At 48.1% G+C, this 19,849-nt stretch carries 15 protein-coding genes; 5 read left to right on the top strand and 10 right to left on the bottom strand.

Annotation, left to right across the window (positions count from 1 at the left end; all coding sequences use genetic code 11):
- Positions 1-339: 339 nt before the first annotated feature.
- Positions 340-1,344 (bottom strand): N-acetylglucosamine kinase, encoded by a 1,005-nt coding sequence (locus J0895_RS19605; protein WP_207089687.1) that lies wholly within the window; start codon positions 1,342-1,344, stop codon positions 340-342.
- 208 nt (positions 1,345-1,552) lie between these two features.
- Between J0895_RS19605 and J0895_RS19600 the strand changes: the two genes are divergently transcribed.
- Complete coding sequence (locus tag J0895_RS19600) at positions 1,553-4,147, top strand: M1 family metallopeptidase (RefSeq protein ID WP_207089686.1); 2,595 nt, start codon at positions 1,553-1,555, stop codon at positions 4,145-4,147.
- Positions 4,148-4,281: 134 nt separating this feature from the next.
- Here J0895_RS19600 and J0895_RS19595 read toward each other — a convergent pair whose 3' ends face one another.
- From J0895_RS19595 to J0895_RS19575, 5 genes are all read right to left on the bottom strand, one after another.
- Positions 4,282-4,635, bottom strand: a complete 354-nt coding sequence (locus J0895_RS19595) for a slr1659 superfamily regulator (RefSeq protein WP_207089685.1) — start codon at positions 4,633-4,635, stop codon at positions 4,282-4,284.
- Positions 4,636-4,715: 80 nt separating this feature from the next.
- Positions 4,716-5,306 (bottom strand): slr1658 family protein, encoded by a 591-nt coding sequence (locus tag J0895_RS19590; RefSeq protein WP_207089684.1) that lies wholly within the window; start codon positions 5,304-5,306, stop codon positions 4,716-4,718.
- A 23-nt stretch (positions 5,307-5,329) separates the two neighbouring features.
- Positions 5,330-7,813 carry a SpoIIE family protein phosphatase gene (locus tag J0895_RS19585; protein WP_207089683.1) on the bottom strand — a complete coding sequence of 828 codons (2,484 nt, stop codon included), beginning with the start codon at positions 7,811-7,813 and terminating at the stop codon, positions 5,330-5,332.
- 215 nt (positions 7,814-8,028) lie between these two features.
- On the bottom strand, positions 8,029-8,778 hold the full coding sequence (locus J0895_RS19580) for a DUF561 domain-containing protein (protein WP_207089682.1): 750 nt from the start codon (positions 8,776-8,778) through the stop codon (positions 8,029-8,031).
- Positions 8,779-8,940: 162 nt separating this feature from the next.
- Positions 8,941-9,771, bottom strand: a complete 831-nt coding sequence (locus J0895_RS19575) for a sulfurtransferase (protein ID WP_207089681.1) — start codon at positions 9,769-9,771, stop codon at positions 8,941-8,943.
- Positions 9,772-9,967: 196 nt separating this feature from the next.
- Between J0895_RS19575 and J0895_RS19570 the strand changes: the two genes are divergently transcribed.
- Positions 9,968-10,555, top strand: coding sequence for a CDP-alcohol phosphatidyltransferase family protein (locus J0895_RS19570; RefSeq protein ID WP_207089680.1), 588 nt, complete (start codon positions 9,968-9,970; stop codon positions 10,553-10,555).
- A gap of 78 nt (positions 10,556-10,633) precedes the next feature.
- Here the strand turns inward: J0895_RS19570 and J0895_RS19565 are convergent, their stop codons facing one another.
- Together J0895_RS19565 and J0895_RS19560 are read right to left on the bottom strand one after the other, a co-directional pair.
- Positions 10,634-11,506 carry a PfkB family carbohydrate kinase gene (locus J0895_RS19565; protein ID WP_207089679.1) on the bottom strand — a complete coding sequence of 291 codons (873 nt, stop codon included), beginning with the start codon at positions 11,504-11,506 and terminating at the stop codon, positions 10,634-10,636.
- Between the two features lie 116 nt (positions 11,507-11,622).
- The gene (locus J0895_RS19560) at positions 11,623-12,726 is read right to left on the bottom strand and encodes an inositol-3-phosphate synthase (RefSeq protein WP_207089678.1); all 1,104 of its coding nucleotides are present in this window, start codon (positions 12,724-12,726) and stop codon (positions 11,623-11,625) included.
- A 474-nt stretch (positions 12,727-13,200) separates the two neighbouring features.
- Here J0895_RS19560 and J0895_RS19555 point away from each other — a divergent pair, with 474 nt between their 5' ends.
- Positions 13,201-14,349, top strand: coding sequence for a histidinol-phosphate transaminase (locus tag J0895_RS19555; protein WP_207089677.1), 1,149 nt, complete (start codon positions 13,201-13,203; stop codon positions 14,347-14,349).
- A gap of 240 nt (positions 14,350-14,589) precedes the next feature.
- On the opposite strand, the gene J0895_RS19550 is transcribed toward J0895_RS19555, so the two are convergent.
- Both J0895_RS19550 and J0895_RS26845 read right to left on the bottom strand, forming a co-directional pair.
- Positions 14,590-15,186, bottom strand: a complete 597-nt coding sequence (locus J0895_RS19550) for a cyclic nucleotide-binding domain-containing protein (protein WP_207089676.1) — start codon at positions 15,184-15,186, stop codon at positions 14,590-14,592.
- 488 nt (positions 15,187-15,674) lie between these two features.
- Positions 15,675-16,325 (bottom strand): GNAT family N-acetyltransferase, encoded by a 651-nt coding sequence (locus J0895_RS26845; protein ID WP_207089675.1) that lies wholly within the window; start codon positions 16,323-16,325, stop codon positions 15,675-15,677.
- A 173-nt stretch (positions 16,326-16,498) separates the two neighbouring features.
- Between J0895_RS26845 and J0895_RS19540 the strand changes: the two genes are divergently transcribed.
- Both J0895_RS19540 and J0895_RS27040 read left to right on the top strand, forming a co-directional pair.
- Complete coding sequence (locus J0895_RS19540; protein WP_207089674.1) at positions 16,499-18,994, top strand: GAF domain-containing sensor histidine kinase; 2,496 nt, start codon at positions 16,499-16,501, stop codon at positions 18,992-18,994.
- A gap of 743 nt (positions 18,995-19,737) precedes the next feature.
- A partial coding sequence (locus tag J0895_RS27040) for an RRXRR domain-containing protein (RefSeq protein ID WP_207089702.1) occupies positions 19,738-19,849 on the top strand: 112 nt, incomplete at its 3' end.

Here is a 19,849-nt window from a genome sequence, read left to right as displayed (position 1 = left end):
TTCTCGTCGGCGGCCCAAAGGGGGAGAGGGGAGCTATATATGTCATAAATCATTTAGGATTGCTATAGCAATTCCCATTGTTATTCGCATACATTTTTTTGGAGTGCGAGCATCTTGCTCGCTCCACAGACAAGCGAGCATCTTGCTCGCTTGTCTTAATAATTAATAGCATCTGTACCTCAGACAAGACGGGCTATAAAAAACTTATCCTTGTCAGGGGGACCGGACTTACAAGAGTCGGGTTTTTACGTTTATGGTGATTCGCCTTACTATTAACTTCAGCGACGGTTCCCGGACCTTGGCAAGGTCCGGGGACCGGAAGTAAAAAATTTACCCTTGTCAGGGGGACAGTACCCCCTTGCCGAGACGTTCCAGGGCCAACAAACCGGCACCATAGGCGGGTTCATGGCGGGGGGAGATGACTTGAACCCGAGGAAATTGGGTGCGAAGGGACTCACGGAATCGATCGCCCAAATGGCAGACACTGCGCCAGACTCCGCCAATGGTGACTACCTCAAATGCCTGATCCGGCTTAAAGAGGGCCGAGGCAACGGTTTGAGTCGTCAGGACTAACTCTGCTGCCGCATCCTCCAGAATCTGAGTAGCGATCGCATCCCCTGCGGCAGCAGCGCGATCAATCAGGGGAGATAATGCCGCAATTTCGGTCACACCCCATCCCCGGCGATAGATGACTTCGATTAGGTCTTCTAACTCGTTCAGATTAAGGTAATCTAATAAAGAATCCGTGAGTAAGGTCTTGGGTCCTCGGCCATCATGCGATCGCGCCGCCGCACGCAACCCGGCGACTGCAATCTGATATCCACTGCCTTCATCCCCAAATCGATACCCCCAACCCCCGGCGCGTTTACTCTCTCCCTGAGAGTTGCAACCATAGGCGATCGAACCCGTACCGGCGACGATCGCCACCCCAGAGGCCGATCCCGTCCCTCCCACCAAGGCGATCGCGCAGTCATGAGTCACCACCACCCCCTCAGAACGCAGATTCCAGCGAATCGGCAGGGGACTCTCCTGGGACAAACCCGCCACCAATCCTTGCACAACCTGGACATCTTCCGAACGTCCCACCCCGGCCAATCCCACGCCAATTCCAGCGATCGCCACCCCAGGGAGAGCATTCACAGCGCTTGCGATCGCCTGTGAGATTGACTCTGCTGCTGCCGCCAACCCAATCGTTTGATAATTCGACGGCCCTGCCTCACCCCGTCCGGCGATCGTCCCCGTTTCATCCATCACCAAGCAAACCGTCTTCGTCCCTCCGCCATCAATGCCCAACACCCAGTCTGTGTTATCGTTAAACTCTGAATCCCTTATCCCATAGCTCATTCCCAATTCTTAACCCCATCAGAAAGATATCCACAACCCACCACCATCGGCGCAAAAAACCGCCCTCCCCCCAGTCGAGACCATGCCCAGGTTACCCCTGCTGCCATCTATCCAGGGTGGTGATTATCACGGCAAAACGTTACCCTGTATAAAATAGCGTTCATTAGCTCAATTGCTGAAATTCAGTCTTAAAGATAGATTCATCACCATGTCAAACCAATACTCTTATTTTGATACAGAAAACAACGGTCATAAAACCTTTGAACTACCGGGGGCCAAACCCCATTACAACCCCGATCGCCCTGGACAAGTCGAACATATCGGTTTAGATTTGGTCCTTGACCTGGCCCATCAAAGTTATCAAGGGACTTGCAGCATTCGACTGATGCCCGTGAGAACTGGCATTGACTGCCTGACTTTAGATGCCGTAAACCTAAATATTCAGGAAGTCACCGTCAGCAATATTCCCCAACCCTTTGATTATGACGGCGAACGGTTAGAAATTCACCTCACCCAACCCACGCAAGCAGAAAACCCCCTCACTCTAATCGTCACCTACGGCGTTGAACAGCCCCAGCGTGGCATTTATTTTATCGCCCCAGATGCCCATTATCCCAATAAATCCGTCCAAGTTTGGACCCAAGGGGAAGATGAAGATTCCCGCTTCTGGTTTCCCTGCTTTGACTACCCTGGACAACTCGCCACCTCAGAAATGCGAATTCGGGTTCCCAAACCCTACTTGGCGATTTCTAATGGGGAACTGATTTCCACCGAAGAAGAAGGCAGCGATAAAATTTATCATTGGTTCCAAAAACAGGTTCATCCCACCTATTTAATGACCTTAGCTGTGGGGGATTTTGCTGAAATTTGCGACGAATGGAACGGCAAACCTGTGGTTTATTATGTAGCCAAAGGTCGCGAAGAAGATGCCCGTCGCAGTATGGGCAAAACGCCGCGCATGATGGAGTATTTTAGTCAGGCTTTTGGCTATGCTTATCCTTATCCCAAATACGCTCAAGTTTGCGTGGAAGATTTTATCTTCGGAGGGATGGAAAATACTTCAACCACCCTGCTGACCGATCGCTGTCTGTTGGATGAACGCGCCCAACTGGATAACCAACGCACCGAAAGTTTAGTCGCCCATGAACTCGCCCACCAGTGGTTTGGGGATTTAGTGGTGATTAAACATTGGTCTCATGCCTGGATTAAAGAAGGGATGGCCTCTTATGCTGAGGTTTTATGGACTCATGAAGAATATGGTCCAGAAGATGCGGCTTATTATTTGCTGAATGAAGCGCGGAGTTATTTGAATGAAGATAAAACCCGCTATCGGCGACCGATTGTCACTCATGTTTATCGGGAGGCGATCGAACTCTATGATCGTCACTTGTATGAAAAAGGCGCTTGTGTTTATCACATGATTCGCACTGAGTTAGGGGATGAACTGTTCTTTAAAGCGATTCATACCTTTGTTAATGATAACGCCCATCAAACTGTAGAAACGGTGGACTTGTTGCGGGCCATTGAAAAGGCCACGGGTCGAAATTTGATGTTTTTGTTTGACCAATATGTGTATCGTGGTGGTCATCCCGATTATAAAGTTTCCTATAACTGGGATGGAGACAGCAAACTGGCGAAAGTCACCGTCACTCAAAGTCATGTCAAAACTACCGGAGAAAAAGGGAATGAGAAGGAGTTATTTGACCTAAAAATTCCTATTGGATTTGGATACAAAAGTGGCGAACCTCTGAAAACCTTTACGGTGCGAGTGAATCAGCGGGAACAGAGTTTTTACTTTCCCCTGGAGGAGAAGCCGAGTTATATTAGCTTTGATGTGGGCAATGCTACCCTCAAAACGGTGCAGTTAGAATATCCCGTTGCTGAATTGAAAGCGCAGTTACAGGGCGACTCAGACCCGGTGTCGCGGATTTATGCGGCTGTTGCTTTAGCGAAAAAAGGCGGATTAGAAGCGGTTAAAGCCCTTGGTTCTGCTTTAAAAACCGAACAGTTTTGGGGGGTGCGTTTAGAGGTGGCGAAACAACTTGGAAAGATTAAACTGGACCAAGGATTTGAACAGTTAATCGGTGGGTTAGAGGATGAAGATGCGCGGGTGCGATATGCGGTGGTGGAGACATTGGCGCATCATAAAACTCCGGAAAGCTATCAGGCGATCGCCCTAGTGTTGGAACGGGGAGATGTGAGTTATAATGTGGAAGCGGCAGCGGCAAGAGCAGTCGCCTCAATCTGTGCCGGAAAACGGAACGAACCGCTGGATGAAGGGGATGCGATCGCCCGGTTACAACAGGTGTTGAATGAACGCGCCGGATGGAATGAAGTGGTTCGCAGTGGGGCAATTTCCGGCTTAAGCAAGCTCAAAACTTCGGAAGATGCCCTCAATATTATTTTGAACTATACCGCTAATGGTGTCCCCCAACCCTTGCGATTAGCGGCAATTCGCGCCCTTGGTGGCATTTCTACGGGTCAAACCCCGGGCAATTTAGAGCGCATTTTGGACCGTCTCTCGGACTTATCTGCGGAAACCTTTTTCCTAACTCAAGTTGCGGTAGCATCGGCATTGGGACAAATGGAGACACCCAAGGCGATCGGGATTTTACAAAGTTTAGCCGATGCCACTCCCGATGGCCGAGTTCGTCGCGTTGCGGAAGAAGCGGTTTCTAAGGTTGAGAAAAATATTGGGTCCGATAAAGCGGTGAAGCAATTACGCCAAGAATTTGACCAAATTAAGAAAGAAAACCAGGAACTCCGCAGTCGGTTGGAACATTTAGAAGCGAAAACTAAATAAGGGGGTGAGTTGCCATCAAGTCGGGTGCATCTGAATCCTTGGAATTATGCAATGAACAAAACCCGCTGTTGTAGGTTTTGTTCATTGAATTTTTCGACATCAAGGCTGAGGGTATTTTTTCCGAAAAATAGCGGTTATTCTAGAGTTAACTGTAAGTTGGGACAAAGTTTGAGGAGATTTTGTAGTGACTTGCGTTGCCACGCAATTTCATCAGAACCGATTACGGCCAGTTGAATTGTTTTCTTTTTTCGCATAGCGATCGCAAACTTAGAAAGCATACTAATCCCCGAACTATTCAGAAACTCCAGCTTTTTAAGGTCTAGGGTAATCGTGGGGGGATTCAGTTCAGCAATCTCGTTCAGTAACTGGGCGATCGGCGCATAATCTGCTGACCCCGTAAGACTGAGTTCCCCTTGAATTTTAACCGTTTCCGATTCCGGAACATACTGTACACTATAGTCTTCACCTTTAATTTCTTGAAAATTCATCTTCTCTTGCCTCCGGAGCAGGTGCTCTGGTTAAATTTTACCTGAACGGGACTCATTCTGGTTAAAATCCATCCCTAAAGTTATAAAACAAGTTGAACTAAGGTCGTTGCCAGCATGAGATTGGGATGATTGGGGATGGGGTCAAATTTCCAACCTAACTTGGCCGAGTAGTCAGTAATCATGGTTAGAAATCCCAACCCGGAATTTTGACTGTTTTCATCTTCCGCATTCTCTTCCAGATGTTTCAGATATAACTCTAGCGGGTCCGAGGAAAGCAGTTCATCAATAAAGGTTTTAAAGCGATCGCCTGCTTCTAGTGTGACGGTGTTTCTTGACATTAAAACAATTTTATTTTCCGGATTTTCGAGGAAATGAATCCCGAATCTCACTGGATATTCATCCGTGGAACTATGAAATTTCATCGTGTTTTCTAACAGTTCATTGGCGATATAACTGACGGAACCCTTGTAGTCTTGTTCGCGGCGTTTAGCATTAATTTCATCATCATCAATGGGCAAAAAGGTAGCTAGATACTCCGCAATAAAATGAGCCGATAATAAATTATTCCGCCAACGGGTTTTAATCGGGCGAGAGTTAGCGGAAAAGCCAATATCTAAATAATCATGCCCGGGAGGTAAATCGTGAAGAAAGTCTCCGAATATTTCACTCATAACCGTCTGAACTCCTTTATAAGCTACTTTTGTTTAATAACGACCAAAGTCATATCATCCAGCATTTTTTGTCCGTCGATGTACTTTCGGACATCAGCGATCGCCGCCTGTTGAATTTCCTCTACAGATTGGTGCCAATGCTGACTGATGATGTCACACAATTGATTCACTCCATATCGTTGCTTTTGTTTATTTTTAGCTTCAGTAATTCCATCGGTATAAACAACAATGCCATCTCCGGACTTAAGTTCCACACAAATCTGAGCAATAAACTCCGTAATGTCTTCATCTAACCCAATGGGTAGCCCTAAATCCATTGTATCCACCTGCTCGATGTGACCATCCGCACGGACCACCAGAATTTCCTCATGTTGGCCGCTAATCCTCACTTGGCCCTGATGATAGTTTAAGAGGGCTAAAGTGAGATTTTTATCCGTATTCATGCGTTGTACATTTTGATAAATCGTGCGGTTGAGGATGTCTAAAAACCTCACCGGATCGGTTTCGCCACTCTCTTTAAGGGTGCGAACTGCGGTTTGAGTCATGACCATGAGGATGCCGCTTTCGAGTCCATGTCCCGTAACATCCCCGATCGCGATCGTCCCCACCCCATTATAATTCAGAACATCGTAATAGTCTCCCCCCACTTCCTCGGCATTTTCCATAAAAGCCGCAATTTCCAACCCGTCAATGGCGGTTAATTCCTCGGGTTTGGGTAACAGCATTTTTTGCAGTTGTTGAGTGACTTCCAGTTCAGCACTCATCCGGATATTTTCCCCTTTGAGCTTCTCGCTCTCTTGTTGAGCATAGCGCCATTCACTAATATCAATCCCAACGGATACAGTCGCCGTCCCTTGCTGATATTTCTGCACCACCATTAAGTAATACCGGGGTTTACCCTGAACCAAAATGCGAATTTCCTGAGATGCACAGAGAGCAGAACTGTTGAGAAACTGCTGCATAAAGTCAGCATACTCATGACTATTTTGGGAGAACCCAATTTTTTGGCCCACCATGTCTTCCGGGTCTAAATTCAAGCTATCGGCCAGATAACGATTCACCCCGAGATAAGTTCCACTGGAATTAATCCAAGAAATCGAACCAGGAACCGCATTTAAAACGGCCTCAAGCTGTTCTTTGGAAGCGGCCAATTCTTGTTCGTGATGGGTCTGGTCCTGGTTTGCTTGCTCTAAAGAGCTAAAAGAGCCTTTTAGCTGATCAACCATTTGGTTAAAAGAGTCCGCCAGTTTTTCCAGTTCAATAATGCCTCGGGCATAAACATGGCGATCGAGTTGGCCGTTAGCGATTTGTTCAGATGATTGCGTCACCCGGAGAATCGGCTGTAAAATCCATTGAGCGATCGCCATCCCACAGGAAATCGAGACCATCAGGGCCAGCAAACAAAGCACCACCGTCTGCTGAGTATTTTCATGAATTTCCTCCATGAAATCCGCTTCTGGTATGCTCACTAAAATCAACCAATCAATTCCGCGATCGTCCCGAAACGGCATTACTTCCACAAAGTGCCTTGCACCTTCCCGGAAAAATTCCACCCCCTGAGATTGCTTAATATTCTCCAAAGACCCAAACTGAACGGTTAAGGCATTGAGGGCTGCATTTAAGCGAGGATTTTGACTCTCAGTGGCAGGCAGACGTTGAGGTTCCTCCCCATTGCGTCCCGGAATCAAAGTAGCTTTTTGCGTGGATGTGGCAACGAGTAAACCATTGCTTTCGAGGATAAAGGCCTCGCCTGTTTTGCCAATCTTGAGCGTTTCTAAAAACTGGTTGATTCCCGAGAGGGGGAGATCACATAACAGTACCCCCAGGAAACGGCGATCGCCGTCATAAACCGGATACACCGCAGAAATATCCAGCCTTTGCCCGATCGCACTGGGTTCAATGTCTGTCCAAATTGGCCTCCCCTCCTTCACCGCCTGTTGATACCAAGCACGAGTTCGGGCATCATAGTTAGGACGTTCCCGGAGCAATTCCCCCCTTGTCCCGTCATCCCTGGGAGCATAGCGCCGCAAACTCCTCCCAGTTCGCTCATGGGACAACACCAGATAATGTTCTAAGGGGTTGACTCCGACAACCTCCCCCCGTTCATTGGCATAGGCGATCGTCCCCAAGTCCAACAACTCGCGACTTTGTTCCCAAAAATACTCCAGCAGCACATCCGGGTCTTCTAAATCAATTCTATTTTGGCGAAACACTTGAGCGTTAATATGATGCACCAAATGGGGTCGATCTAAATAACGCTGCACCTCTTCTCGCACTCTCCGTGCAATTTCCCCCCGCAGTTGACTGGCGAGTTCATTCACGGTTCGCTGTCCACTACGAAAGGACAACCACCCCACCAGTCCAGTTGAGATCAAGACTGGAATAATAAATGGAACCACTAGAACCGTGCGAAGGCGAAATTTCCCCAGGGATTGGAATCGAGGGCGACTCAAGGGCATCGGGTTCTGGGGTGGCGGCATTGGGGTGGGAGAAGACTGGGTAAGCATGGGGAGGATTTTAAATATAAATTGTTTGACATGATCAAGCCGATTAACCTTTGGTTTTAACTCAGTTGTAACTGAAACACACTGTAGTGGCTATTTTTTAGATTCTGATGGGGATAAACGACTAAAGTCGTTACTACAAACATCTCTTCTGTTCGTAGTAACGACTTCAGTCGTTTCTTCACAAGTGATTGCAACCAGCCCGACTCACCCCAAGATTAGGCGTGGATGGGGGAACGGCTAACCGTGGATAAGGCTTCTACTAGACTCTTCACTCCTGCGATCGCCGCGAGTTCATTATCCAGGCGGTTAATTGCCGAACCGACGCCTACCCCAGCGGCACCAGCGGCGATCGCCATCGGTGCCGTTACCGTAGAAATTCCCGAGGCGCACAGAACCGGCACAGAAACTGCCCGGGAAATGGCGGAGGCAGCAGCCAAAGTAGGTGCTGCTTTTTCGATCGCCCCTAAGATGCCGGGGTGAACGGGATTGCTGCTGGTACCGCCTTCAGTTTGGATAATATCGGCACCGGCTTTCACCAATTCCTCAGCTAGATCCACTTGCTGATCCAGTTCCAAAATATGAGGAACGGTGACAGACAGGACGATATTCGGCAGTAAGGCGCGGGTTTCGCGAGTCAGTTGTAGCACTTCAGCGGCTTCAAAGCGCCGACCCATTGCATAGAAGGCATCAAAGTTACCAATTTCAATTAAATCTGCACCGGCTTCTACACAGGCTACAAATTTTTCCGGTTCGACAGCAGACACACAAATTGGTAAGTTGGTCAACTTTTTGGCTAATTTGACTAAAGCCGGATCGGCAGCAATATCGATGAAGGTCGCACCCCCGCGATCGGCGGCCCGAACGACGGTGGCAACGCGATCGGCGTCAAAGTTGGTCAATCCGGTGATAATTTTTAAGGCACGTCCTTGTTGAAAGGCACGGTCTAAAGCAGGAATCATGGTCATAATTCGGTTCAGTTTTGAGGCTAATTTAGCTTGATTTTGACATGGACTGGTGCAAGTTCACGCAAAAACCCGCACCCTCAAGGGTGGGGCTATACTAACAAAGCCCGTAGACCCCTACGCGGGCTAGAGAGGAAAGTAGGTCTTTGACAACCGGATTTAGTATTAGTCCTCAACCTGATAGGAACACCAATCACTCCAACTTCCGGCGTAGAGTTTGGCGTTGGGAATTCCTGCCATTTCCAGGGAGAGGAGATTCACGCAGGCAGTGACTCCGGACCCGCAATAGACGATAATTTCCTCGGAACCGGCAATATCAGCCCAGCGTTGTACTTGGTCGCTGTGGGGTCTAACTTGGGCATTCTCGTCGGTGACTTCTTGCCAGGGATAGTTGAGTGCACCGGGAATGTGACCGGCGATCGGGTCGATGGGTTCATGGTTACCGAGGTAGCGATCGCGTTCTCGGGAGTCGATGAGGGCGACGGAGGGCAATGGGGACCGGGTTTTGACGGTTTCGATATCCACGAGGCGATCGGGGCGGATTTGAGGAGAAAAGGTGCCCAAATTCGACCGAGGAATCGCATCCGTTACGGGATATCCCCCAGCTTGCCACCCTTTAAATCCGCCATCTAAAATGGCAACGCGATCATGTCCCAGATAGCGGAGTAACCACCAGAGTCTGGCGGCAAAGGCAAATCGGGAGTCGTCATAAACCACGAGTAAGACTTCTGGAGATGTGACCCCGATCGCCCCTAATTTTTGGGCGAATAGTTCTGGATCGGGGAGGGGATGTCGTCCGCCATGTCGTTGGACTATTGAAGATAAATCGCGATTGAGGTGCAGATAGTGAGCACCGGGAATATGGTGATGGAGATACTGTTGTTGTCCCAGTTCAGGATCGGCGAGGGAAAAGCGACAATCGGCGATCGCAATTTGCGGATCGTCTAGGTGTTGGGATAGCCATTCGGCAGAAATGATCGGATTCGTCTGAGTCATGATCAGGTTTGAGGGTTGAGTCAACATCTAGGGTAAACGCGATCGGTTTTGATTGGATGGGGGTGGGGATTAGGGGAAATGACTGACGCCTCAACCGGCGGGGGTTTTAACCTTATATCCGTCCCCGTTTTCGCCGGAATTGGGTTGGTAAGGTTAACATAGCTAAATCAAAATTCAGTCTAAAGGGTTAGTAGTTGTGGAGACTTGGGCGCGCGATCGCACGAAATTTCTCGTTGAACCCATTGCCAAGGGGATTGCAAAACTGGGCATTTCTGCCAATACGATTACACTGTTGAGCTTGTTGTTGAATATTGTGGCGGCAGGGGTAATTGCCAATAATCAACCGTTGTGGGGGGGATTGTTAATGGGATTGATCGCGATGCCTTTGGATGCGATCGATGGGACCGTTGCCCGATTACTCAATCAACAGAATGCGTTTGGGGCGTTTTTTGATTCCGTTTTAGACCGATTTTCTGAAGGGGCCATCTTAATTGGCATCACAATTTTATTGATCCACCGTCAAGACTATCCGTCGATTCCGATTTGTCTGTTGGCCCTGCTGGGGTCACAAATGGTCAGTTATACCCGTGCTCGGGCAGAAGGATTGAAGATTGAGTGCAAGGTGGGGTGGTTTCCCCGACTGCCTCGGGTGATTGTGATGGCGGTGGGTTTAATTGTGGATCAGTTGCCGGTGGCGTTGTGGGTCCTGGCGATCGCCAGTTTATTGACCAGTTTACAGCGGATTATCCATGTTTATCGGGTCACGCATCCGGTAGAGGAATAATCCACCCGTCGGGTTTCAAGGGTCTGACAAAACCGACAGATGGGCTAATCTATCGGTTTGTTAATCCCCCAAATATTTTTAACCCGGGATTGATTCAGGAGTTTGCCACTCCCGGAGGGGACCGAAATTTTCCAGTTTGCGGGTGGCAACTTGGGCAGCAAATCTGGCAGCAAGATGACTGGGTTCTCCGGTTAATCGAGAATATAAATAACCGGCGATGTAGGTATCTCCGCAGCCGGTTGGATCGACCGAGGTAGTGGGTGCAAAGGCGGGAATTTGCTCCAGAGTACCGGATTGATAAACCCAAGATCCTTGACTCCCTGCGGTGATTAAGACTTCTCGAACTCCCCACTGATTCAGGGCGATCGCCCCGGGGGATATGGCGGTTTTTCCTGATAGCAGTTGGGCCTCTTGGATATCCACTTTCAAAATATCTACTCCTGCCAATCCTCCTCGTTTTTCGGCCCAGTCCGTTGCCTGGACTTTTTGATTAATGACTTGCCGTAAAAAGCCTTGTCCATCTAAAGAAATTAAGGCTTTTGTTGCAAAAACGGCTTGCAGAAATTCCAGGGACATATCCTGATTGGTGAGTGCGCCCAAATGGAAGATTCGGGCTTGAATTTGGCCTAAGTCTTGGGGAGTGAAGGGGGAAGCAATAGCCTGAACTCTTTGTTGGCGACTATCGAGGCGATCGCGCTGATAACTATTTTCAAACTGTGTCGTTTCGGGGCTTTCGATCCAAAAAACCGCAATGCCCCGAGTTTTTAATTCTTCTAACAGATGACTTCGGTCTGGACGAGAGGTTTTCGTTAACACTGCCACATTTAACCCCAAGGTTTTTAAGGCGATCGCGGTATAAATAGCCGTCCCTCCCGCCATTTCTTGGACAATTTTTCCATCAATTTTAATCCGGTCCTGAGTCACATGACCGATTACAAAAACATCAAACATTCGATAATTTAGGCAAGATTGGGGGAGACAGGGATGGCAAAAGTAGGGGGTTAAACCGGCTCAAATTTCCAAAAATCCTCGCCCCACTCGTCAAGAATGAGGCGATGGGGAGTTGATTAATACTCTCTAAATCCGTTAATAAATTCCTCGGTCATCCGGTAGGCATCGCCATCGGGATATTGCTTGGGAGGATGCTTCATGAAGTAGGAAGAGGGAGAATAAAGCACCCCTCCTTTACCGCTATCGAGGGCCAATTTGCAGCAACGAATCGCATCGATCGCCACCCCGGCGGAGTTCGGCGAATCCTCCACGGACAGCCGCATTTCAATGTTCATCGGCACATCTCCGAAGAGTTTGCCTTCCACCCGAATAAAACAGACTTTATTATCCTTTTGCCAAGGGACGTAATCACTCGGTCCCACATGAATATTTTCATCGTCCAATCTAGTTTCACAAACTGACTGGACCGCTTCTGTCTTCGATTCTTTTTTAGACTTTAAGCGGGTGCGATTTAACATATTCAAGAAATCCGTATTTCCGGCGGTATTGAGTTGATAGGTCCGTTCGATTTTGACCCCTCTTTTTTTCGCCAGGTCAGAAATCATCCGGTGAACAATCGTCGCCCCAAGCTGGGATTTAATGTCATCGCCTACAATCGGAATATTGCGCGATTCAAATTTATCCGCCCACAACTGATTACTAGCAATAAAGACCGGAATGCAATTGACAAAAGCCACCCCAGCTTCTAGGCAGCATTCGGCATAAAAACTCGTCGCTTCTTCCGACCCCACAGGGAGATAATTCACGAGAACATGAGTGCCGGATTCTTTTAAAATAGCAATGACATCATCTCGGGTTGGTTCGGGGGCATCACTCGGGATGAAGGTATATTTGTCTGCATAATTGACTAAATGCTCGGAGACCCCATCTAAGATTCTTCCCATGCTGACTTTCGTGCCAATTTCGGGAATATCTTCGCAGAAAACCATCGTACAATTGGGTTCAGCAAAGATAGCTTTAGAGACATCTTGGCCGACTTTTCGGCGGTCGATATCGAAAGCGGCGACCACATCGATATCGTTCGGTTCATACCCGCCAATATCCCAGTGCATTAACCCGATCGCTTCTTCAGAAGTCTTATCTTTATAAAAGTAAATTCCCTGTACCAATGAGCTAGCACAGTTGCCAACGCCTACGATCGCTAGTTTAATTTTTTCCACAATCAGTCCCCGTCTCGCGTACTTGCATTTGTCGAAATTGTCAACGTTTACAATAACATAACTAACGGAGGGAAAATCAGGGGGTTAACCGGGCTGCCTCCGAAGTTGTCTGTTCAAGCCTGCTTTGTCTTTATGAGGGTTAAGTGCAGTCCCAGTTGGATAAACCGGATCCACAACCCTCGGTAATCAGAGAATAGCCTTTTGCTATCTCCTTAACATTCTAGAGTATTTATGCAAGGGTTGGCTCTGACAGAATGATTCCATACTCTTTGCCCCAACCGATTGATGTCATGAAATAGTACAACAACCTAGAGGGGAGTTCCCCAAGGCGGGCGATCGCCTCAACTGCCGCATCCTGACCCCAAAATACCCTTGATGCAAAAAAGCCTATTGCCCGAAGTAGACTCAAAGACCGATACTAAAGACAGTGGTGCTTGTCACCCAATTGCGGCTTTGTAATGGTTCTACAATTCTATGCTGAGTTTTATTCGCTCAGATCTGGCTCAACTAATTGCCTATACTCCCCACCCGGGGGGCACTATCGATTCCCCTCGGGGGAAACCTGCCCAAATTGATCGGGTGGATACCAATGAAAGTCCCTACGACTTGCCTGCGGCCCTCAAAGAAAAGCTGGCATGGACCTATCAACAGGAGATTGAAACGAATCGCTATCCCGATGGGAGTCATGCCCCCTTAAAGCAAGCGATCGCCGAATATGTGAACGAATCAGCTCAACTGGCAAGTTCGCCCATCGCCGCGACCCATATTTCCCTCGGCAATGGTTCCGACGAACTGATTCGCTCTTTACTGATTGCCACTTGTCTGGGGGGTGAAGGGTCGGTTTTGGTCGCCCATCCCACGTTTTCTATGTATGGGATTTTAGCCCAAACCCTGGGCATTCCCGTAGTGGAAGTGGGACGCAACGAGACGAACTTTGAAATCGATATCCCAGCAGCACAGGCGGCAATCGCCAATACCCAAAATCCCCCGGTTCGGGTCGTCTTTGTCGTCCATCCAAACTCCCCCACCGCTAATGCTTTAAGCCCTGCGGAACTCAATTGGATTCGCAGTTTGCCGCCGAATATTTTGGTGGTGATCGATGAGGCGTATTTTGAATTTAGTCAGACGAGTGTGGTGAGTGAGTTACTCCAGCATCCGAATTGGGTGATTATGCGGACCTTTTCTAAAGCCTTTCGTTTGGCGGCCTTGCGGGTGGGATATGCGATCGCCCATCCGGAACTCACCGCGACCCTAGAAAAAGTCCGCCTGCCGTACAACCTCCCAGCATTCTCCCAGACTGCCGCATCGGTGGCGATCGCCCATCGTCATGAACTCAATAGCGCCATTCCCGAAATTTTAAGCGAGCGCGATCGCCTCCTGGAAAGATTGCAACCCTTGCAAAAATTTCGCCTATGGCCGAGTGCAGCTAACTTTATTTACCTGCGCCCGAATCTCCAGGACAAAGGGGCGATCGGTCCAATGCTGACTCGCATCACCGAGGAACTCAAGGCCCAAGGGACTCTGATTCGTCACACCGGGGGCGGTTTAAGAATTACCGTCGGTACACCGGAGGAAAATCAACGCACTTTATCCCGTTTGCAGGAATTCAATTTTGGAGATTAGACCCTCCACAACGCAGATTCCAGGAACAAGAAACTGGGTTTTTGGCCTAAATTTGCTGGGGATTGGCAGAAAGTTGGTCATATAGCGGTGACCACCGTTATTCGCGTACAACTTAGGAGTGCGAGCATCTTGCTCGCTATTGATAATAGGGAGCAAGATGCTCGCACTCCTTTAAATGTCTGTACGCGAATGAGTCCACCGAACCGCTATAAAACCTGGTTTATCACCCTCCGCGACGCCTTAAAGTGCAGCTACCTTAACCGGGGACTTTTGTTCTAAGCGGCGGATGGTTCGCACCGTTTGAGGGAGGACCCCAACTAATCGGGCGATCGCCTCATCGGGGAGTCGGATCACGGTTTCGCGATCGAAATAATGCTGAAACTGAGTCAGTAGCATTTGAGTCCGCTGCAATGATACCGGCTGTACCGTTAGCTGTTCCATTAATCGAATCCAATGGCGGCGAATTGCAAATGCCTTTTGCCGTTCTTCGTAACTCTCTGGATAGAGCAACACCAGATCCCCCACGGGAATCGTTTGCTGACACTCAATATCAAAAATGCCTCCAACGGCGGCCCCGGGACCCACGAACTCCGCATGAAAGCGCTTGTAGACAATCAATCCACAGCGACGGCGACTGTCCACGACAAATAGCTGGCCGCTATTGAGTTGAGTCAAGATTTGAGCACTATGAGCGTATTTAATTAAGGCACGAGAAGGATTGCCCGTCTCGCCTTTAGCTGTGGGGCGATCGGGACACTCAGACGGAATGGGACCCAAGGGATTAGATCCTTGGGCCTCTGTATTTTGGTTCCGGTCCTCATGTTTGTGTTGAGTCATTTGAGGGTTACCTTCTCATGCCGAAAATCACTACATCTAAACCGGGCAACTCCTGACTACAAGATGGGGTTAGAAAAGTCCCCAAATTTAAGGAATAAATTTTTGCTCTTGTTTATCATTCCCTGATTCGACAGGTAAACTCGCTTTTCTATTTTAAGGCGGGTTGACCTGTCTCTCAAAAATTTTTACCCCTTTAAAAGTAACAGTCTCCCTCTTCAAAAACAGGCCGGGGAGCGCCGTAAAAAGAAGATAAACCGAGTCAGTTTGGATAGTCAGTTCATTTTAAAATTAGGGGATTACACTCTGCCCACTGCTTGTCAAAAAGAAGGAGTGTCGTTGCTAGGACGCTGGTAACGTATTCAATCCGTCGGAGAAGAATCCGGGTTTCATCGTCCAAATTGGTTGCTAATCGGTATAAATTTTGTGAAGAAATCCGCTAGATCTTCCCGGTTCTGAACGGGCCTTTTAGATGAGGCGATCGCCTGACCTCAATTGCGATGGAGTGCCTTGTGCAAAAGCATTCGTTTGGGTTGCCCGAAACACCAAGGACCCCACCCAGACTCAATGGAGTGAATTCGATAGCCTTCTTTGTAATAAAGTCGTCTTGCCGGTCGATTATTTTCGAGAACGTGCAGGTAAAGGTCCTGGAATCCCCAATCCAGGGCGATGCCTTCGCAAGCTTGCAGCAATTGACGGGCTCCCCCCTGGCGGCGATAAGAGTCACCAATGGCTAAATTGGACAAGTAAGGATACTGGGTCATTCCCAAGGTCCAAGGGTTGATACAGCGCAAGGCCATTTCTACGGTGCCAACAATCACGCAATTCCCCGATGGGGAGTCCAGGGCGGATTCATAGCAGGAGGGCGATTCCGGTTGGGGAACGACGGCTACCAAGCAGATACAATGGGACGAGCTCGATCGCAGTCGCACTCGCAAATCTTCATAAATGCCGAGGCGCAAGATGGGATACAGCCAGCCCCCGAGTCCTTCGCGAGAATGAAAGCTATCGACCAAAATTTCGGCGATGCTGCTGAGATCTTTGGCTTGGGCGGCCCGGATGGCAAAGCGAGATTCACCTCCCGAGGATGGCTCAGAGGCAGGGGTATGGTGATGGGTTGGGGACGTGAAAGAGGAGTTCACGAGGGATTCACTTTAAAGAGGGTTGGAAACGGATTGGTTTTGACACGAAGGGAACCCTCTCTTCTTATAACATAACCTGATGAGGGGTTTCAAATATAAAATAAATATAAAGTGGACAAAAAGCAGAACAACATAAATAATTATTATCAATGATAACATGAGGTAAAATTCTGATGAATGCAGATATTTTTCCGTTTGACCCCCATGAGGTCGGTTCTGCGAACCGAACATCACGACGAGTGGCGATCGCCGAACTCCTGGGGCGACCAACCCACTTGCACCTAGGGAGTAACGAGGCTGAAAATGCCGCCTGGACTGCCGGTTGGCTGGATTGTTTGGAGTTTTTAGGCCACATTGACCGAGGGACAGTTGCTAAAGTCAAGCAACTGTGTTGTGAAAAAAGACAATCCTCCTGGGAGGAGATTTCTACCTCTGTCTATGTGAATAAAAATATAGCCGGTGAGGAACACGGTGAAGCCGAAAATTTTCAATCCTTAACGGCAATTCCTGGAACAGGGAAATCCCCACAAGCGCATAGAAATCTCTCTGAAAAAAATCGCGATCGCCGTGAACAACCCCCAGGGGAGGGAGAACAAGTTTTATCGCCACAGCGTTTAAATGCGATCGCCAAAGCAATTCATGGGTCCTTGGATGAAACGGAGATTTATGAGGCGATCGTGCAGGAAATGTGTGATGTCTTTGAGGCAGACTCTGCGGGTTTAATCCTCCATGATTTCCAGGAACAAACCTTGATGGAGATGGCGGTTTATCATCCCTTGGAGGCATCCCCAGAGTCACCCCGGCGCCATCGGGAAATTAGAGTCCCGTTGCGAGTGGAGGGATTGAAAGAGTGGAATACTTTGCGATCGCAGAAAAGTCCTTGGGTGGTGGGGGATACAGAAACGGCAGTGATGCCCGAGGTAGAGCGCTTGCTGCTGCATTGTTCCGGGTTCCAGTCTACATTGATGGTGCCAATCCTCTCCCAAAATGAAGCGATCGCCACGGTTTATCTGAGTTACACCGGGGTTTGTCATTTGTGGAACCCGTCCGAACTGAAATTTGCTGAAATGGTAGCACAACAGGCAGCAGTTGCCCTAGGGAATGTCAGGCATTATATCCAAGCCAAAAAACACGCCCAACGGGAACAAGTTCTGAACCGAATCGCCGGACGAATTCGGACCTCTTTAAATCTCGATCGCACGATTGAGACGGCCTTATCTGAGTTGTTAACCCTCACTCAAGCCGATTTAATCTTGTTTTCCACACCGACTTCTTTAATAGAAAGCATCCACCACCTCTGTCGATCGCTGCGAATTACTCACCGAGTCTGTCGTCCCAATCAATCGAGTTCCCTGGATGAACATCCTCTGGGTGTAGGAATAGAAATTAAGCTATTTCAGTTTGAGTCGGGGTTGATTCAAAGTTTACTCGGCCAAGAAGTTACGGCTATCTCCAATACTCAAAATTCAGATTTTGGAGAACGAGATCATCTCCTGTTTCAACAACTTCAAATTGGCAGTTTATTAAGTATTCCGATATGGCACAGAGAAACTTTATTAGGTCATGTTTCGGCAATCAAACCCCAATCTTACGATTGGCATGAAGATGAAGTTTCAGCGATGGAATCGATTTCCTTACACCTAGGAATTGCGATTGCTCAGGCTCAGTTATATCAACGCACTCAGGACCAAGCTCGTCAAGCGCGATCGCAAGCTAAACAACTTAAAAAAGCCCTGGATGAAAAAACTGAATTAATTGCTTCCCTTCATGACACTCAATTCCAACTGGTTCAAAGCGAAAAAATGTCTAGCTTAGGTCAATTGGTTGCCGGTGTTGCCCATGAAATTAATAATCCGATTAATTTCATTTATGGCAATCTTCCTCACATTGCTAATTACAGCCACGAGATTATAGAACTCCTAGAGCGTTATCGTGAACATGTGAACCCCGTTCCCCAATCCATTGCTGAATTTGAAGCGGAAATCGATATCAATTTTATTCAGACCGATTTAACAAAAATCCTTCACTCCATGAAAGAAGGATCTGAACGGGTCCGTGAAATTGTTTTGACTTTACGCAACTTTTCCCGATTAGATGAAGCTGAATTCAAATGGGTTAATCTTCATGAAGGGATTGATAGTAGCCTGATTTTATTGGCCCATCGTCTCCATGATATCGAGGTGATTAAATGCTATGAAAATATTCCCCGATTATGTTGCTATCCGGGACAACTTAATCAGGTGTTTATGAATTTGTTTTCCAATGCGATCGATGCCATTGGACTGCCTGATCGGGGGGAAAATGGGGCGAATTTCCCCTTGAATCATTTGGGCGATCGGCAAATTACCATCACCACTACAGTGATTGCTCAAGCTGATCTCCCCGTGGATACTCTCCTTCCCAGTGAAACCCGTTACCTCCCTACGGGAGAGTGGGTGCAAATTCGGATTCTGGATACCGGATGTGGCATTCTCCCCCAACATCAAACCAAAATTTTCGATCCGTTTTTTACCACCAAACCTGTGGGGAGTGGCAAAGGATTAGGCTTATCGATCGCCTATAAAATTATCGTAGACCGACATCATGGCCGCTTGACTTTTGAAAATCTACTCAAAGGGGGATGTGAATTCATTATTGAATTACCCGTGATTTCCAAAGACTCAATCTAGCCGCGATCGGCTCAACCTTCCGTTAACCTTTCACCGCATTCACCAAACCAATTGTGTCGGGGAGAACTAGAAGCTGGGTTTGTTAGGGCCAAAAATATCCGTCCAACGGGGACAGTTTAAGACGGGAAATTTCGGTCCAAGGAAACGCTGACTGAAACTGGAACGAAGGACCCCCATTCAGAATCAGTGAATTTTCTCATGCAGGATCCGACGGTTGCCAGTAGAATATCGTCATTATTCCGAATAATTCCGACCCATCCGACGAGCGATCGCCCTCAACAATTTTTCCATCAGGATGCAACTCAAGGGGCAAATCTACCAGGGTTCATGAGGCGAGTGATGTATCATCCCTAACCCCTAACCCCTCGGGATCGTGTTGAGTGGTGTACATTCAGAATGACCCCTACTCACGAACCTAGGGATGGGTTGCATCAGCCTCTACGGTTTGGTGACCGTGACGACTCCACACACCAACTGAGTACAGTATGGTGTGGGCTTCTTAATTAATCAAGAAGTACGTCCGACGCCTCAGTATCCCGTCATGTCAGGGATACTACGTTTCCTCAGAATACATAGGCACTTCAGAATTTAGGATTGACAATCCGTTTTCTAGTTCTGGACACTGCGAACTGTAATTAAACATCTTCTCTGGCAGAAAAGAAGTGTTGCAGTTTTAAAACCTGAGTAAACATTGGCGAAGAAAACAACAGCGAAAGCTGATGAACTCTATCTAGTTTAATTACATGAATCAACCCAAAGTTTGCGTCATCAATCAACTCGGTCGAGCCTTAATGCCGACCACCCCCCGAAAAGCGAGGATATTAATCAAGGAAGGTAGAGCCAAAATTGTAGACT

The organism is Phormidium pseudopriestleyi FRX01 (assembly GCF_017313335.1).
GTDB classification, from domain to species: Bacteria; Cyanobacteriota; Cyanobacteriia; order Cyanobacteriales; family Laspinemataceae; genus Laspinema; species Laspinema pseudopriestleyi.
Note: the sequence above shows the minus strand (reverse complement) of the source record. Positions and strands in the feature narration are given on the sequence as shown.

What these genes read in the sequence shown, in the direction of transcription:
- J0895_RS19595 (WP_207089685.1), bottom strand. Translation starts at nt 4,635, where the DNA reads ATGAATTTTCAAGAAATTAAAGGTGAAGACTATAGTGTACAGTATGTT.
- J0895_RS19585 (WP_207089683.1), bottom strand. Translation starts at nt 7,813, where the DNA reads ATGCTTACCCAGTCTTCTCCCACCCCAATGCCGCCACCCCAGAACCCG.
- J0895_RS19575 (WP_207089681.1), bottom strand. Translation starts at nt 9,771, where the DNA reads ATGACTCAGACGAATCCGATCATTTCTGCCGAATGGCTATCCCAACAC.
- J0895_RS19605 (WP_207089687.1), bottom strand. Translation starts at nt 1,344, where the DNA reads ATGAGCTATGGGATAAGGGATTCAGAGTTTAACGATAACACAGACTGG.
- J0895_RS19555 (WP_207089677.1), top strand. Translation starts at nt 13,201, where the DNA reads ATGCTGAGTTTTATTCGCTCAGATCTGGCTCAACTAATTGCCTATACT.
- J0895_RS19590 (WP_207089684.1), bottom strand. Translation starts at nt 5,306, where the DNA reads ATGAGTGAAATATTCGGAGACTTTCTTCACGATTTACCTCCCGGGCAT.
- J0895_RS19600 (WP_207089686.1), top strand. Translation starts at nt 1,553, where the DNA reads ATGTCAAACCAATACTCTTATTTTGATACAGAAAACAACGGTCATAAA.
- J0895_RS19565 (WP_207089679.1), bottom strand. Translation starts at nt 11,506, where the DNA reads ATGTTTGATGTTTTTGTAATCGGTCATGTGACTCAGGACCGGATTAAA.
- J0895_RS19550 (WP_207089676.1), bottom strand. Translation starts at nt 15,186, where the DNA reads ATGACTCAACACAAACATGAGGACCGGAACCAAAATACAGAGGCCCAA.
- J0895_RS19540 (WP_207089674.1), top strand. Translation starts at nt 16,499, where the DNA reads ATGAATGCAGATATTTTTCCGTTTGACCCCCATGAGGTCGGTTCTGCG.
- J0895_RS19580 (WP_207089682.1), bottom strand. Translation starts at nt 8,778, where the DNA reads ATGACCATGATTCCTGCTTTAGACCGTGCCTTTCAACAAGGACGTGCC.